Origin of the sequence: Streptomyces sp. NBC_01525 (assembly GCF_045040405.1) — a bacterium.
In the GTDB taxonomy this organism is placed as follows: domain Bacteria; phylum Actinomycetota; class Actinomycetes; order Streptomycetales; family Streptomycetaceae; genus Streptomyces; species Streptomyces benahoarensis.
In genome coordinates, this window is the sequence record NZ_CP109397.1 from 953,438 (window position 1) to 969,337 (window position 15,900).

A 15,900-nucleotide genomic window follows, 5' to 3' on the forward strand; every position below is an offset into this window, starting at 1 on the left:
CGGTGATCAGTCCTTGGAGCGACGGTTGCGGCGCCCGCCGCGGCGGGCGCCGGGAAGGGTACGGCCGACGACGACGGTGCGCTCGGGCTCCGGTGCGCCCTTCTTCCCGATCGCGCGGCGTACGCCGTAGCCGAAGGCGGCGACCTTGACCAGCGGTCCGCCGAAGGCGGAGGAGACGGTCGAGGAGAGCGCGGAGGCGTTGGCGGTGACCTCCTGCACGTCGGAGGCGATGGCGTCGACGCGGGCGAGCTGGGTGTGCGCCGAGCGGACCGTCGCGGACGCGTCGGCGAGCAGCGGAACGGCCTGGTCCGAGACCTCGGCCACCATCTTCGTCGTCGCCTTGAGCGTCTGCGCGAGCCTCACCAGTACGAGGGCGAGGAACGACACGAGGATCGCCCAGAAGACGGCGACCAGGATCCCCGCCACCTCTCCACCGGTCACGCTGGCACCACTCTCCGACACTCTCCGACGGGGCATCCGCGCTGTCCCGCTCCGGTCCCGTCCTGCTCGAACGGCACCCTTGACCCTATCGCGCCGTGACGGCGCGTCCGACCGGATTTACGGTCGGCGGGCAGGGCCGGAGGGAAGGCGGCCGGCCGATTGTACGGTCGGGCGGCGCCCGCCCCGCGCGCGGTCCGGGCGGCGGCGCACCGGCCCCCGTCTCCGGGAACGGCAGCGGCCCGCCGCACCGTCCCCGCGAGCGGCGGGGAGGGGCGGCGGGCCGGAAGGTGCCGGTGGCTACGCCTGGATCAGCGGGCGTAGTACTCGACGACGAGCTGCTCGTCGCAGATCACCGGGATCTCCTTGCGGTTGGGGTCCCGGTCGAGGCGGAACGCCAGCGCCTGGAGGTTGACCTCCAGGTAGCGGGGGATCTCGCCGTCGGGGGCGTAGCCGCCCTCGCGCGCCACCTGGAAGGGGTGCTTCTCGCGGCTGCGCTCGCGGACCATCACGACGTCGCCGGGACGGACGCGGAAGGAGGGCTTGTCGACCTTGCGGTCGTTCACGGCGATGTGGCCGTGGACGACCATCTGGCGCGCCTGGTAGATCGTGCGGGCGATGCCCGAACGCAGGACGAGCGCGTCCAGACGGCGCTCAAGCTCGATGATGAGGGCTTCGCCCGTCTTGCCTTCGACCTTCCGAGCGCGGTCGTAGGCACGCGCCATCTGGCGCTCGCTGATGTCGTACTGCGCACGCAGACGCTGCTTCTCGAGCAGCCGGACCTTGTAGTCACTGCTCTGCTTGCGGCCACGGCCGTGCTCGCCGGGCGGGTAGGGGCGGGCCTCGAAGTACTTGACGGCCTTCGGCGTCAGGGCGATGCCGAGCGCGCGGGACTTCTTGACCTTGGGACGCGACTGGTTCACGTGGAACGGACCTCCGTGTAAATTAGGTGAGGCTTACCTTAGCGCGAGGAGAACGCATGTTTCGACCTGGGATCCCCCTGCCCGATGCCACTCAGGGCACCGAGGCGGGTCAGCCGCGTCCCGTGGAAGACGCCCGGCGCCCGTCGGCCGCCGAGCGCGTACGCACCCTCGTCGAGTCCAATGCTATGGGGTCGCTGAGCATTCCCGGAGTCGAGGACCCCGACCCGAGCGGGCTCTCGGCACCGGTCTGCCGGACCGTGACACCCCAGGGAGACGTGCTGTTGCTGGCTCCCCGCGACTCCGCGGCCGCCCGGGCCGCCGCATACGCCCAGGACGACGACCTGGCAGCCGTGATGGAGATCACCGATGTCGCGCCCGTTTCCGTGCCCCATCGCGTCCGCGGCCGCGCCTGGGTGGCGGGCTGGCTCACCCCCGTACGCAACGACGACCGGGCCCACTGCGCGGCGCTGCTCGCCGAGCGGCACCCCGTCGGCGGACTCCTCGGGATCGGCGAGGCCGTCCAGCCGCAGCCCGCGCCCGGTATCCCCGGGCGGGCCGCCTGGCTGATGCTCCGCCTGGAGGTCGGCGAATGCGCGGTGGACGACCTGTGGGGCGCCGAGACCGCCGAGCCCGAGGAGTTCGCCGCCGCCGCGCCCGATCCGCTCGTCGCCCACGAGGCCGAGCTGCTCCAGCATCTGCACTCCGCCCACGGCCCGCAGGTCCGCGGGTTGTGCGGGCTGCTCGGGGACCGGAGCGCCACCGTGTGCGGCGCCCGCGACGAGGCCACGCCGGTCGCTCTGGACCGCTTCGGGCTGCGGGTGCGCTTCACCGGCGACGGACGGCCGCCGTTCGATGCGCGCTTCGACTTCCCCGAGCCCGTCCGCGACGTGGCCGAACTGCGGCGCGCGATGCATGCGCTCTTCGAGGCCGCGGAGGGGTGACGGCGGGGGCTCCGGGTACCGGGGCTCGTCGCGGCACCACCAGCTGTACGAGGCCCGCGCGGGCCTCGCCCACCGGGCCCGCGCGTCCTTCGCGTACCGGCGTACGGGCCCGACGGACGGCTCGCGCCCGGCCTCAGCCGTCCGTCCCGCCGCCCCGCAGCCGCGCCCGGACCCGGTCGGCGACGTCGGCGTAACGGGCCTCGGCGCCGTGCCGGGTCGGGGTGTAGTACCGCTTGCCGTGCACCGCGTCCGGGGCGTACTGCTGGGCCGCGATCCCGCCGGGCAGATCATGCGGGTACTGATAGCCCTGGCCGTGGCCCAGCTTCTCGGCGCCCTTGTAGTGGCTGTCGCGCAAATACGGCGGGACGGGTCCGGCCTGGCCCGCGCGGACGTCGGCGAGCGCCGCATCTATCGCCATGTACGCGGCGTTGGACTTGGGGGCCAGGGCGAGCGCGATGGTGGCCTGGCTCAGCGTGATCCGGGCCTCCGGGAAGCCGATCATGGCGACGGCCTGGGCCGCGGCGACCGCGGTCTGCAGCGCGGAAGGATCGGCCAGCCCGATGTCCTCACTCGCCGAGATCATCAGCCGCCGCGCGATGAACCGGGGGTCCTCCCCCGCCTCGATCATGCGCGCCAGATAGTGCAGCGCGGCGTCGACGTCGGAGCCCCGGATGGACTTGATCAGCGCACTGGCGACGTCGTAGTGCTGATCGCCGTCCCGGTCGTACTTCACCGCGGCGCGGTCGACGGACTCCTCCAGGGTCTGCAGGCTGATCTCCTGCTCGCCCTTGGCCAGCGCCGAGCCCGCGCCCGCCTCCAGCGCCGTCAGCGCGCGCCGGGCGTCCCCACCGGCGATCCGCAGCAGATGCGCCTCGGTGTCCTCGGGCAGCGTCACCGCACCGTCCAGACCACGCTCCGCGGTGAGCGCCCGGCGCAGCAGCCCCCGCAGGTCGTCGTCGGTGAGCGGCTCCAGGGTGAGCAGCAATGAGCGGGAGAGCAACGGGGAGATCACCGAGAAGTACGGGTTCTCGGTGGTGGCGGCGATCAGGGTGACCCAGCGGTTCTCCACCGCGGGCAGCAGGGAGTCCTGCTGGGCCTTGCTGAAGCGGTGGATCTCATCGAGGAAGAGGACGGTCTCCTTGCCGAAGCCGCCCGAGGCGCGGCGCGCGCCGTCGATGACCGCCCGCACTTCCTTGACGCCCGCGGTGATCGCCGACAGCTCCACGAAACGCTTGTGGGTCGCCTGACTGACGACGTACGCAAGGGTGGTCTTGCCGATGCCGGGCGGGCCCCACAGGAAGACCGACGAGGGTCCGGCCGGGCCGCCGCTGCCCTCTCCCACCAGCCGCCGCAGCGGTGACCCCGGCTTGAGCAGATGCTGCTGCCCCACGACCTCGTCGAGGGTGCGCGGACGCATCCGTACGGCGAGCGGGGACCCGGCGGGGTCCTTCTCCTGACGGTCTTCGGCGGCGGCGGTGAACAGGTCGGGCTCCACGCTCACGACCTTATGTCACCCCACTGACAACGCCGCCCGGCCGCCGGCCCGTGCGAGGCCGACGGCCGGGCGGACCCGGGCGCGGGGGCGTCAGAGCAGCGACGACCAGTACGACCACCAGCGGGTGAGGATCAGCAGCGCGATGGAGCCGTACCAGAGCACCGGGACGACCCAGTGGAACTCCAGCACCGCGTCGCGCAGTCCGGCGGGCGCCGGGATGATGCGGTGCTTGATGTTGTGGACGGTGGTGTACCAGAACATCAGGAGCGTGGCGCACCAGGTGAGCGTGCACCACAGGCACAGGGCGTTGATCTCGTACAGCGACTGCGTCATCAGCCACATGCAGAACACCGTGCCCAGCAGGGTGCCGATGTTGAGGCCGATCCAGTAGAAGCGGCGGTAGCGGGCGCCCGCCAGGAGGCCGACGCCGATCGCGACGACCACGGGGAAGGCGATCATCCCGGCCATCGGGTTCGGGAATCCGAAGACCTCGGCCTGACCGCTCTGCATCACGCTGCCGCAGGAGATGATCGGGTTGAAGCTGCACGCGGGCTTGAAGTTGGGATCCTTCAGCAGCTCGATCTTGTCGATCGTGATGACCCACGAGGCCAGGATGCCCAGCGCACCGGTGATCACCAGCAGCCAGGAGAATCCGCGGCCCGCGCCGATGGTGCCGCGGTCACCGTCGCGGTCGTCCTCGGTGGACACGTCGTCAAGCGCTGTCGTCGTCATATCGCGGTTCCGTCGATCCCTTGTGGGGTGGGGTGGACAAGCGGGCCCGCGGGCAGCGGCCGCGCCCACATTCTGCCCCACCCGCCGTGCGTGCCACCGTTCGAAGGACATAAAGAGGAACGTCTCCGGTGCCGGGCCGACCGGTCCGTGCGGGCCCCGGCACCGCCCGCACCACCGCCGTGAACAGCGCCGTCGCCGCTTTCCGCGCCGCGCCTTCCCTCCGCGGGCGCCGCACGAACCAACCGGGAGGGTGAACGGCCGGGCGCCGCCTTGACGCGGGCGCCCGTCCCAGGGAGCAGGACGGGGGCCGGGAACGAGCCGCCCGAAGGCGCCCGCCCCGGCCCCCGTCGGCCGTCTCGTCCCGGGTGGTCAGCCCAGTGTGCGCCGGACCTCGTCGACCACCGCGTCCAGCGGTACGGCGGTCTGCTCGCCGCTCTCCAGGTTCTTCAGCTGGACGACGCCCTCGGCCAGATCACGCTCGCCGGCGACCAGCGCGAGCCGGGCGCCGGAGCGGTTGGCCGACTTCATGGCGTTCTTCAGGCCCTTGCCGCCGAACGCGAAGTCGGTCGCGATCCCGGCCTTGCGCAACACGGTGACCTGGGCGAACAGCACCCGGCGGGCCTCCTCGCCAAGCGGGACGGCGTAGACCGCGGTGGCCGCCGGGATGTCGAGCGTGACGCCCTCCGCCTCCAGGGCCAGCACCGTACGGTCGACGCCGAGCGCCCAGCCGACGGACGGCAGCGCCGGGCCGCCGATCATCTCGGACAGGCCGTCGTACCGGCCGCCGCCGCCCACCGCGGACTGCGAGCCGAGGCCGTCGTGGACGAACTCGAAGGTGGTGCGGGTGTAGTAGTCCAGCCCGCGCACCAGGTTGGCGTCGTTCTCGAAGGCGACGCCCGCCGCGGTCAGCAGCTCGCGGACCTGCTCGTGGTACGCCTTGCACGCCTCGCAGAGGTAGTCGCCGAGCGCCGGGGCGCCGGTCAGCTGCTTGCGGACGGACTCCCGCTTGTCGTCGAGGACCCGCAGCGGGTTGATGTCGACGCGGCGCCGGGTGTCGTCGTCCAGGTCGAGGCCGCGCAGGAAGTCCTGGAGGGCGGCGCGGTAGACCGGGCGGCACTCCTTGTCGCCGAGCGAGTTGAGCAGGATGCGGAAGTTCCGCAGCCCCAGCGAGCGGTACGCCTGGTCGGCGAGGATGATCAGCTCGGCGTCGAGCGCCGGGTCCTCCGCGCCGATGGCCTCCGCGCCGACCTGCGAGAAGTGACGGTAGCGGCCCTTCTGCGGACGCTCGTAGCGGTAGTACGAACCGGAGTACCAGAGCTTGACGGGGAGGTTGCCGCCCTTGTGGAGGTTGGCCTCCAGGGCCGCGCGCAGCACGGAGGCGGTGCCCTCGGGGCGCAGCGCCAGCCGGTCGCCACCCTTGGTCTCGAAGGCGTACATCTCCTTGGTCACGATGTCGGTGGACTCACCGACGCCGCGGGCGAACAGCTCGACGTTCTCGAAGCCGGGCGTCTCGATGTAGCCGTAGCCGGAGTTGCGCAGCGGCGCGGAGATCGCCTCACGGACCGTGAGATAGGTCGCGGAATGGGGGGGAAGCAGGTCGTACGTGCCCTTGGGGGCCTGAAAGGTGCTCACGGAAGGTCTCGTCACATTCCTCGTCGCGGAGGGGCGGTGGTGCCCTCTCCGAGGCCGGCGGCCAGCTCCCGCAGATAGGGGTTGCCGGCGCGCTCGCGGCCGATGGTGGTCTGGGGGCCGTGGCCGGACAGGACGACGGTCGAGTCCTCCAGCGGCAGGCACACGCGTGCCAGCGACCGCAGGATCTCGGCGTGGTCGCCGCCCGGCAGATCGGTGCGTCCGATGGAGCCGGCGAACAGCAGGTCGCCCGAGAAGAAGACCGGCGGGATGTCGGCCTGCTCGGGCATCCGGAAGGTCACCGACCCCTTGGTATGGCCCGGTGCGTGCGCGACGGAGAACTCCATCCCGGCCAGCTGAAGGGTGCCGCCGTCCGTCAGCTCCTTGACGTCGTCCGGCTCCCCCACCGTCAGCTCGCCCATGAGCGGGGCACCGATGGCGCGGCCGAGGGCCTTCTCCGGGTCGCTCATCATGTAGCGGTCCTCGGGGTGGATCCAGGCGGGTACGTCGTGCGCACCGCACACCGGGACGACCGAGGCGACGTGGTCGATGTGACCGTGGGTGAGGACGACCGCGACGGGCTTGAGGCGGTGCTTGGCGACCGCCTCCTCGACGCCCTGTGCGGCGCGGTGGCCCGGGTCGATGATCACGCACTCCTCGCCGGCGGCGGGGGCGACCAGATAGCAGTTGGTCCCCCAGGCCCCGGCGGGGAACCCGGCAATCAGCACGTTCGTCCTTAAAGGTCGTGGGGTCGGGCGCCTCGCGCAGGCGGCCGCTCCCGGAACAACTCGGCAGCTCCAGAGCCTACCGGCGCACCTGTGGCGGCGGCGAACCCGTATACGGTACGGCCACGGCCCACGACCTGGGGCTCCGAGACCTTCGCCCCCAGCTGAGGGCTGTCCCGTCATCCCTGGCGGGACAGCCCTTGGTCACCCGAGCGACCGAGCGCGGCACGTAGTGCAGGACAGGAGACGACCGGTGGTCAGCAGCGATCAGCGACGGCGGCAGCTCGCCAGGGAGAAGTACGCGCGCCAGCAGCAGCGCCGCGCCGAGGCCCGGCACAAGGCCAAACGCCGCAACGTCATCATCGCGGGCGTACTGGCCGTGGTCGTCGCCGCAGGCGCCGCCGCGTACGCCACCGCCGGGCTGGCCGGCGGCGGCCACGACGACGCGGCGGCCGCCGCCCCCACGAAGCCGGCCGACCCGTGCGCCCGCCCCGAGAAGGGCGCGCCGTCGAGGAAGACGTGGAAGAAGGAGCCGGAGATGTCCGTGGACACCTCCGCGACGTACACCGCGAAACTGCGGACCACCTGCGGCGAGATCGATCTGCGGCTGGACGCCGCGAAGGCGCCGCACACGGTGAACTCCTTCGCCTTCCTCGCGAAGCAGGGCTACTTCGACCACAGCCGCTGCCACCGGCTCGTGGACTCCGGCATCTACGTCCTGCAGTGCGGCGACCCGACGGGCACCGGCCGCGGCACCCCCGGCTACACGATCCCGGACGAGAATCTGAAGGACCCGCGGCTGAAGGGCGACGTCTACCCGGCGGGCACGGTCGCGATGGCCAACCGCTACGACGGCAAGAACGACAAGACCCGCAACACCGGCGGCAGCCAGTTCTTCCTCGTCTACCAGGACAGCAAACTGCCGCCCAACTACACACCGTTCGGGCGGATCACCGGCGGCACCGACGTGCTGAAGAAGATCACCGACGCCGGTTCCTCGCCCGATCCGGAGAGCGGCGACACCGCGCCCAACGCCACCGTCGTCATCAACCGGGCGACGGTCACCACCTCCTAGAAGAGCTGCGGGCCGAGGGAATTCGGTCGTGCTGGATGCGGACAGCCGGCCGCCGGGTCGCCTAGATTGGCGTATGTGGAGGGTGCCTGCCCCGACGGCCGGCCCCTCTCCCGCAAGACAGCCCGTCGGACCGGCCGGGGCGCAGCCCCGGCGGACAGAAACTGTGGACGATGCCGGGGGGCCGCACGCCCTCGTCGGTGTCATGTGGAGGAGGCGCTGTGAGCAGCGACCCATGGGGCCGCGTCGATGAGACGGGGACCGTGTACGTGCGTACCGCCGATGGCGAGCAGGTCGTCGGATCGTGGCAGGCGGGAACCCCCGAGGAGGCTCTCGCCTACTTCGAGCGCAAGTACGAGGGCCTGGTCGTCGAGATCGGCCTCCTGGAGCGCCGGGTCAAGACCACCGACCTGTCGGCGAAGGACGCGACGGCCGCGATCGACCATCTGCGCCAGCAGGTCGACGAGCACCACGCGGTGGGTGACCTGGAAACGCTGAGGAAGCGGCTCGACGCGCTGGTCGCCACCGTCGACGCGCGGCGCGAGGAGCGCAAGGCACAGAAGGCGAAGCAGAGCGACGAGGCTCGCCAGGCGAAGGAGAAGCTGGTCGCCGAGGCCGAGGAGCTGGCCGTCAGCGAGCAGTGGCGGGCGGCGGGCGAGCGGCTGCGCGCCCTGGTGGACACCTGGAAGGGCCTGCCGCGCCTGGACCGCAAGACGGACGACGAGCTGTGGCACCGCTTCTCGCATGCCCGCTCGGCGTTCTCCAAGCGGCGCAAGGCGCACTTCGCGTCGCTGGACGCGCAGCGCGAGGAGGCCCGCAAGGTCAAGGAGAAGCTGGTCGCCGAGGCGCAGGCGCTGTCGAACTCGACGGACTGGGGGGCGACCGCCGCCCGGTACCGCGAGCTGATGACGGACTGGAAGGCCGCGGGCCGCGCCCAGCGCGAGCACGAGGACGAGCTGTGGAACCGCTTCCGCGGGGCGCAGGACGTCTTCTTCCAGGCGCGCGGTGAGGTGTTCGCCGAGCGGGACGCCGAGCAGCAGGAGAACCTGACCCGCAAGGAGGAGCTGGCCGCCGAGGCGGAGAAGCTGCTGCCGGTCACCGACCTCAAAGCGGCGCGGGCCGCGTTCCGCTCGGTCAACGAGCGGTGGGAGGCCATCGGGCACGTCCCCCGGGACGCCCGCCCGAAGATCGAAGGCCGGATGCACGCCGTCGAACGCGCCATCCAGGGCGCCGAGGAGGCCGAGTGGCGGCGGACGAACCCGGAGGCGCGGGCCCGGGCCGCGGGCCTGACCGGTCAGCTGCAGGACGCCGTCGACAAGCTGGAGAAGCAGATCGAGACCGCGCGCGCGGCCGGTAACACCGCCAAGGCCGACAAGCTCGGCCGGGAGCTGGCGGGCCGCAAGGCGCTGCTCGACCAGGCACTGAAGGGCCTGGAGGAGTTCGGCGGCTGAGCCCCGACCACGGAAAACCCCCGCTCGGACCTTCGGGACCGGGCGGGGGTTTGACGTGTCAGGGCCGGGCCGCGCCCCGTGAGGCGCGGCCCGATGCATCGCTCAGGGCCGTCGCGCCGACGTCACCCGGTACACGTCGTAGACGCCCTCCACGCCGCGGACCGCCTTCAGGACGTGGCCCAGATGCTTGGGGTCGCCCATCTCGAAGGTGAAGCGGGAGGTGGCGACGCGGTCGCGGGAGGTCTGCACGGCCGCGGAGAGGATGTTGACGTGCTGGTCGGACAGGACCCGAGTGACGTCCGACAGCAGCCGGGAGCGGTCCAGCGCCTCCACCTGGATGGCGACGAGGAAGACGGAGGACTGGGTGGGCGCCCACTCGACCTCCAGGATCCGTTCCGGCTCGCGGGAGAGGGAGTCGACGTTGACGCAGTCGGCGCGGTGAACCGATACGCCACTGCCGCGCGTGACGAACCCGATGATCGGGTCGCCCGGCACCGGGGTACAGCAGCGCGCCAGCTTCACCCAGACGTCGTCGACGCCCTTGACCACCACACCGGGGTCAGCGCTGGAACGCCGCTTGGAGCGCCGGATCGGGGTGGACTCGGCGATGTCCTCGGTCGCCTCGTCCTGCCCGCCGAGCGCCTGCACCAGCTTCTGGACGACGCCCTGGGCGGCGACATGGCCTTCGCCGATCGCCGCGTACAGCGACGAGATGTCCGGGTAGCGCATCTCGTGCGCAAGGGTGACCAGGGAGTCGCCGGTCAGGATGCGCTGGATCGGGAGGTTCTGCTTGCGCATGGCGCGGGCGATGGCGTCCTTGCCCTGCTCGATCGCCTCGTCACGGCGCTCCTTGGAGAACCACGCGCGGATCTTGTTGCGGGCGCGCGGTGACTTGACGAAGCCCAGCCAGTCCCGCGACGGCCCCGCACCGGTTGCCTTGGAGGTGAAGACCTCCACCAGATCGCCGTTGTCCAGCGTCGACTCGAGCGGCACGAGCCGCCCGTTGACGCGGGCCCCTATCGTGCGGTGGCCGACCTCGGTGTGGACGGCGTACGCGAAGTCGACGGGTGTGGCACCGGCAGGCAGCGCTATCACGTCGCCCTTCGGGGTGAAGACGAAGACCTCGTTGCGGGAGAGGTCGAAGCGGAGCGATTCCAGGAACTCGCCCGGGTCCTCGGTCTCCTTCTGCCAGTCGAGCAGCTGCCGCAGCCAGGCCATGTCGTTGACGGTGTCGCCCTTGCCCCCCGCGCCCTTGGGGACGTCGGTGCGCACCTTGGAGGCACCGGCGACGGCCTCCTGCTTGTACTTCCAGTGCGCGGCGATGCCGTACTCGGCGCGGCGGTGCATGTCGAAGGTGCGGATCTGGAGCTCGACGGGCTTGCCCGCCGGGCCGATGACCGTCGTGTGCAGCGACTGGTACATGTTGAACTTCGGCATCGCGATGTAGTCCTTGAACCGGCCGGGGACCGGATTCCATCGCGCGTGGACGGTGCCGAGCGCCGCGTAGCAGTCGCGGACGGTGTCCACGAGGACGCGGATGCCCACCAGGTCGTAGATCTCCGCGAAGTCCCGGCCGCGGACGATCATCTTCTGGTAGACGCTGTAGTAGTGCTTGGGGCGGCCGGTGACGGTGGCCTTGATGCGGGCGGCGCGCAGATCCGCCTGGACCTCGTCGGTCACTATGGCCAGGTATTCGTCGCGCTTGGGGGCCCGCTCGGCGACGAGGCGGACGATCTCGTCGTACATCTTGGGGTAGAGGATCGCGAAGGCGAGGTCCTCCAGCTCCCACTTGATGGTGTTCATGCCCAGCCGGTGCGCCAGCGGGGCGTAGATCTCCAGCGTCTCGCGGGCCTTCTTCTCCTGCTTCTCCCGCTTGAGGTAGCGCATGGTGCGCATGTTGTGCAGGCGGTCGGCGAGCTTGATGACGAGGACGCGCGGGTCCTTGGCCATCGCGACGACCATCTTGCGGACGGTCTCGGCCTGCGCCGCCTCGCCGAACTTCACGCGGTCGAGCTTGGTGACGCCGTCGACGAGCAGCGCGACCTGGTCGCCGAAGTCGCGGCGCAGGGTGTCGAGGCCGTACTCGGTGTCCTCGACGGTGTCGTGCAGCAGCCCGGCCATGAGGGTGGCCGGATCCATGCCCAGCTCGGCGAGGATCGTGGTCACCGCGAGCGGGTGGGTGATGTACGGGTCGCCGCTCTTGCGCTTCTGGCCTCGGTGCCAGCGCTCGGCGACCTGGTAGGCCCGCTCGATCTGCCGGAGCGTGGCCGCCTCGATCTTGGGGTCGTTGCTCCGTACGACCCGCAGCAGCGGCTCCAGGACCGGGTTGTACGGGCTGGAGCGCTGCACGCCGAGCCGGGCGAGGCGGGCGCGGACGCGGCTGGAGGAGCCGGAGCGTCCGGCGGCCGCGGGCGGCGCCGGTTTGGCGACCGAGGTCGGCGACGGCCGGTCGGGCCGGACGGCCGGGGGCTTCGGCGTGGCCGGTTCGGGGCCTTGCGGCCGGGCGGCGGACCCGTCGGACGGCTGCGGCCCGGGGGCGTCCGGCCGTGCTCCGCCACCGGCGGGGGACGTACCGGGCCGGGGCGCGGCTGCGTCGCGGGGGGCGTCCCCGCGTTCGGGCTGCGCGCCCGCGGGGCCCGCGGCCCGCGGCTTCGGCTCGTTCCCCGGCGCGTCGGGGGATCCCGCCGGACGCGGCCGGGGGGAGAGCGGCTGGGCCTCGTCTGGCAAGAGCACTCCTCAAGCGGTTCCGGACCACAAGGCCACGATCGCGCCACGACCGGGCCGGGATGCCATCGTATCGGCCTCACCGCCGGTCCTCTCCTGCGACCGTGACCGCGGGCATGACAGCGGCGCCGGGGCACCCGGGGATGTGCTCCCCGAACGCCCCGGCGCCGTGGTGGTGCCGGACCGGACTCAGACCGTGACCAGGGCCTCCAGCGGAGCGCCCTTCAACCCGGACTCCAGCCGTTTGCGGCCCTCCAGGAAACCCAGCTCCAGCAGGACCGCCAGGCCCGCGACCTCGGCACCCGCGCGCCGCACCAGCTGGAGCGACGCGTCGGCGGTGCCGCCGGTGGCGAGCACGTCGTCGATGACCAGGACCCGGTCGCCCGGCTCCAGTGCATCGGCGTGGATCTCGATCTCGGCCCTGCCGTACTCCAGGTCGTACGTCTGGCCGAGGGTGGCGCCGGGCAGCTTCCCGGCCTTGCGGACCGGGACGAAGCCGACACCGGCGCGGATGGCGGCGGGGGCGGCCAGTATGAAGCCGCGCGCCTCCAGACCGGCGATCTTGTCCGCGCGGTGGCGTACGCACAGCTCGGCGAGGGCGTCGGTCAGCGCCCCGAACGCGGCCGCGTCCGCCAGCAGCGGGGTGATGTCCTTGAACACCACGCCCGGCTGCGGATAGTCGGGCACATCCGTGATCCGGCTGAGCAGCAGCTCACGCAGGGCCGCCGGGGCGGTCATCGGCGCTTGCCCGACGGGCGACCGCGACCGCGGTTACGGGCGGCGGGCTGTGTACGGGGGGCGACGAGACCGGCCGCGGCCGTCTCGTCGCCGTCCCGCCCGGGGTCGGCCGAGGCGCCGCCGTCCTGGGCGTCCGGGTGCTCCGCCTCCTTGGCGGCGGCCGCGGCACGCTTGGCCTTGACCCGCTTGGCCAGCGCCTTCATCTGCGGCTCGCTGTTCTTCAGGTCGGCGACCAGCGGGGTCGCGATGAAGATCGAGGAGTACGCACCGGCGGCGAGGCCGACGAAGAGGGCCAGCGAGATGTCGTTGAGCATCCCGGCCCCCAGCACACCGCCTCCGACGAAGAGCAGACCGGCGACCGGCAGCAGCGCGACAACCGTGGTGTTGATGGAGCGGACCAGCGTGCCGTTGATGGAGCGGTTGGCGACCTCGCTGTAGGTGAAGCGGGTCTGCTTGGTGATGTCCTTGGACGCTTCCTTGAGGCTGTCGAAGACGACGACCGTGTCGTAGAGGGAGTATCCGAGGATCGTGAGCAGACCGATCACCGTGCCCGGGGTGACCTCGAAGCCGACCAGGGCGTAGACGCCGACGGTGATCGTCAGGTCGTGGATCAGCGCGATCAGGGCGGCGAGCGCCATCCGCCACTCGAAGGCAATGGCGAGATAGATGACCACGAGGACCATGAAGATCCCCAGGCCCAGCCATGCCTTGTTGGCGATCTCCTCGCCCCAGCTCGGGCCGACGAGCTGGGTGTTGATCTCCTTGACCGGGACCTTCAGGTCCTGGGCCAGCTTCTCCTGGACCGGGACGGCCTGCTTGGTGTCCAGACCGCTGATCTGGATGCGCAGAGCGCCGCCGCCGAGCTTCTGCACCACGGCTTGGTGGCCGCCGGAGGCGGATTCGGCCAGGTGCTGGGCCTCGGAGGAGGAGACGGCGGTCTTCGGCGTGGTGAGGACCGCGCCGCCGGAGAACTCGATGCCCATGTTCAGGCCGCGCACCGCCAGGCCGACGAGGGCCGTGATGGTGATGAGGATCGAGATGCCGTACCAGATCTTCCGCTTACCGATGAAGTCGTAGCCGACCTCACCGCGGTAGAGCCGGGCGCCGAGGTTGCCGAGCTTGGACATCTCACGCCTCCTTCGTCTGGGTGGGGGCGGCGGTGCTACGGCGGCGCAGCGGGGGCCTGGCGCCCAGACGCTGCGGGTCGAGGCCGGACCAGGGGTGGCCGTTGGCGAAGAACTTGCGGCGGGCCAGCAGCGTCATCAGCGGCTTGGTGAAGAAGAACACCACGACCACGTCGAGGAGCGTGGTCAGACCGAGGGTGAACGCGAAGCCCTGGACCTTGCCGACGGTGACGATGAAGAGCACCGCGGCGGCCAGGAACGACACGAAGTCGGAGACCAGGATCGTACGGCGGGCGCGCGGCCAGCCGCGTTCGACGGCCGGTCGCAGGGAACGGCCCTCACGGATCTCGTCCCGGATGCGTTCGAAGTAGACGATGAACGAGTCGGCGGTGATACCGATGGCGACGATGGCGCCGCAGACCGCCGGGAGGTTCAGCGCGAACCCGATGGTGGGGCCGAGCAGCGTCATGATCGTGTACGTCAGGACCGCCGAGACCGCGAGGCTGGCCAGGGCGACCAGCGCCAGGCCGCGGTAGTAGGCGACGAGGTAGACGATGACCAGGGCGAGCCCGATCGCACCGGCGATCAGACCGGCGTGCAGCTGCTCACCGCCGAGCGCCGCGGTGACCGTCGTCTCGTCAGCGATCTTGAAGGAGAGCGGCAGGGCGCCGTACGACAGCATGTTGCCGAGGTCCTCGGCCGTCTGCTGGGTGAAGCCGCCCGAGATGGTGGCGCTGCCGCCGTTGAGCCGCTGGCTGACGCGCGGGTCGGAGACGACCGCGCCGTCCAGGACGATCGCGAACTGGTTCTGCGGCTGGGCCTTGGCGGCCAGCCGGCCGGTGATGTCCGCGAACTTCTTGCCGCCATCGGAGGTGAAGTCCATCTGGACGATCCAGCCCTGGCCGGTCTGGCTGTCGAAGACGGCCTTGGCGTCCTTGACGTCGGTGCCCTCGACGCCGACCGGGCCGAGCACGTACTTCTGCGAGCCGTCGTCCTTGCAGGCCACGATGGGGTCGCCGGGCTTGGCGCCGGCCGCCTTCTCACCGGCGAGTGCGCGGCTCTGCTTGGTGGAGCAGTCCAGGGCGGCGAGCTGCTTCTGGAGCGCCGCCGGGATGCCCGCCTCGCCCTGGGCGGGCGGCGTCGCGGGCGTCTGGGGCTTCTGCGTGGCGGAGCCGCCGGGCGTGGGGTCCTTCTTCAGGGCGTCCGTGACGGCGCGGCCCTGGGTGGTGGCGCTCGCGGTGGGCTTGGGAGCGTCGCCCTGCTTGCCGTCCGTGGCCTTGCCGCCGGGGGTCGCGTCCTTGCCGCTGGTGTCCTTGCCACCCGTCTTGCCGCCCGCGGAGGGGGTGCCGGACGGCTGCTCGGGGGTCCTGCCGCCCGCGGTGGTGGTGAGCACCGGGCGGAAGCCGAGCTGGGCGGTGGTGCCGACCTGCTGGCGGGACTGCTTCGCGTCCGACCCCTTGGGGATGTTCACGATGATGTGGTCGGTGCCCTGGGTCTGGACCTCGGACTCGGTCACGCCCAGACCGTTGACGCGCCGCTCCATGATGCCCGCGGCGGTCTTCATGTTGGTCTCGTTGATCGCGTTGGGCTTGCCCGGCTGGTTCTGGGCCTGGAGCGTGAAGCTGGTGCCGCCCGCCAGGTCGATTCCCAGCCGGGGCGTCAGCGTGCCGGAGTAGAACATGCCTCCGACCAGCGCCACCATGGCGATCAGGATGAGGACCAGGGTGCGCCCCGGCTTGCCCTGGCCGGCCGGCGTCCTGCGGCCCTTCTTCGGTGCTGCCACCTTCTCGTTTCTCCCTGTCCAACCGCTCGGCTGGGGGTGTCTGCCGAGCGGCCACGAAGTGTTGTGGGGACGTGCCCCCGCCGGAGCCTAGACGGTCACGGAACCGCGGCGCCCGCAGCGGGGCG

Annotated in this window: 13 protein-coding genes; 3 read left to right on the forward strand and 10 right to left on the reverse strand. The window is 71.6% G+C overall.

Annotated elements, in window-relative coordinates; all coding sequences use genetic code 11:
- Positions 1-6: 6 nt before the first annotated feature.
- Complete coding sequence (locus OG422_RS04270) at positions 7-441, reverse strand: DUF948 domain-containing protein (RefSeq protein WP_405739852.1); 435 nt, start codon at positions 439-441, stop codon at positions 7-9.
- A 308-nt stretch (positions 442-749) separates the two neighbouring features.
- Positions 750-1,361: a 30S ribosomal protein S4 gene (gene rpsD, locus OG422_RS04275; protein ID WP_143939900.1), complete on the reverse strand. Its 612-nt coding sequence runs from the start codon at positions 1,359-1,361 to the stop codon at positions 750-752.
- A gap of 185 nt (positions 1,362-1,546) precedes the next feature.
- On the opposite strand from rpsD, the gene OG422_RS04280 reads away from it, so the two are divergent.
- Positions 1,547-2,302 carry a DUF2470 domain-containing protein gene (locus OG422_RS04280; RefSeq protein ID WP_405747640.1) on the forward strand — a complete coding sequence of 252 codons (756 nt, stop codon included), beginning with the start codon at positions 1,547-1,549 and terminating at the stop codon, positions 2,300-2,302.
- 133 nt (positions 2,303-2,435) lie between these two features.
- Here the strand turns inward: OG422_RS04280 and OG422_RS04285 are convergent, their stop codons facing one another.
- The 4 genes from OG422_RS04285 to OG422_RS04300 all read right to left on the reverse strand — a co-directional run bounded on the left by OG422_RS04285 (position 2,436) and on the right by OG422_RS04300 (position 6,886).
- Positions 2,436-3,797: a replication-associated recombination protein A gene (locus OG422_RS04285; RefSeq protein ID WP_405747642.1), complete on the reverse strand. Its 1,362-nt coding sequence runs from the start codon at positions 3,795-3,797 to the stop codon at positions 2,436-2,438.
- A gap of 90 nt (positions 3,798-3,887) precedes the next feature.
- Entirely contained in the window at positions 3,888-4,529 is a 642-nt protein-coding gene (locus OG422_RS04290; protein ID WP_405739856.1) for a vitamin K epoxide reductase family protein, read from the reverse strand.
- Positions 4,530-4,898: 369 nt separating this feature from the next.
- Positions 4,899-6,161, reverse strand: a complete 1,263-nt coding sequence (gene hisS / locus OG422_RS04295; RefSeq protein ID WP_405739859.1) for a histidine--tRNA ligase — start codon at positions 6,159-6,161, stop codon at positions 4,899-4,901.
- Between the two features lie 11 nt (positions 6,162-6,172).
- Positions 6,173-6,886, reverse strand: coding sequence for an MBL fold metallo-hydrolase (locus OG422_RS04300; protein WP_405739862.1), 714 nt, complete (start codon positions 6,884-6,886; stop codon positions 6,173-6,175).
- Between the two features lie 250 nt (positions 6,887-7,136).
- Here OG422_RS04300 and OG422_RS04305 point away from each other — a divergent pair, with 250 nt between their 5' ends.
- The gene (locus OG422_RS04305; RefSeq protein ID WP_405739865.1) at positions 7,137-7,958 is read left to right on the forward strand and encodes a peptidylprolyl isomerase; all 822 of its coding nucleotides are present in this window, start codon (positions 7,137-7,139) and stop codon (positions 7,956-7,958) included.
- 218 nt (positions 7,959-8,176) lie between these two features.
- Positions 8,177-9,406, forward strand: a complete 1,230-nt coding sequence (locus OG422_RS04310) for a DUF349 domain-containing protein (RefSeq protein ID WP_405739867.1) — start codon at positions 8,177-8,179, stop codon at positions 9,404-9,406.
- 102 nt (positions 9,407-9,508) lie between these two features.
- Here OG422_RS04310 and OG422_RS04315 read toward each other — a convergent pair whose 3' ends face one another.
- The 4 genes from OG422_RS04315 to secD all read right to left on the reverse strand — a co-directional run bounded on the left by OG422_RS04315 (position 9,509) and on the right by secD (position 15,775).
- The gene (locus tag OG422_RS04315) at positions 9,509-12,133 is read right to left on the reverse strand and encodes a RelA/SpoT family protein (RefSeq protein WP_405739870.1); all 2,625 of its coding nucleotides are present in this window, start codon (positions 12,131-12,133) and stop codon (positions 9,509-9,511) included.
- A gap of 186 nt (positions 12,134-12,319) precedes the next feature.
- Entirely contained in the window at positions 12,320-12,868 is a 549-nt protein-coding gene (locus OG422_RS04320; protein ID WP_405739873.1) for an adenine phosphoribosyltransferase, read from the reverse strand.
- The gene (secF, locus tag OG422_RS04325) at positions 12,865-13,995 is read right to left on the reverse strand and encodes a protein translocase subunit SecF (RefSeq protein ID WP_405739875.1); all 1,131 of its coding nucleotides are present in this window, start codon (positions 13,993-13,995) and stop codon (positions 12,865-12,867) included. The genes OG422_RS04320 and secF overlap by 4 nt, the downstream gene beginning before the upstream one ends.
- A gap of 1 nt (position 13,996) precedes the next feature.
- A complete protein-coding gene (gene secD / locus OG422_RS04330; protein ID WP_405739878.1) occupies positions 13,997-15,775 on the reverse strand; it encodes a protein translocase subunit SecD in 1,779 nt (592 codons plus the stop codon).
- Positions 15,776-15,900 lie beyond the last annotated feature (125 nt).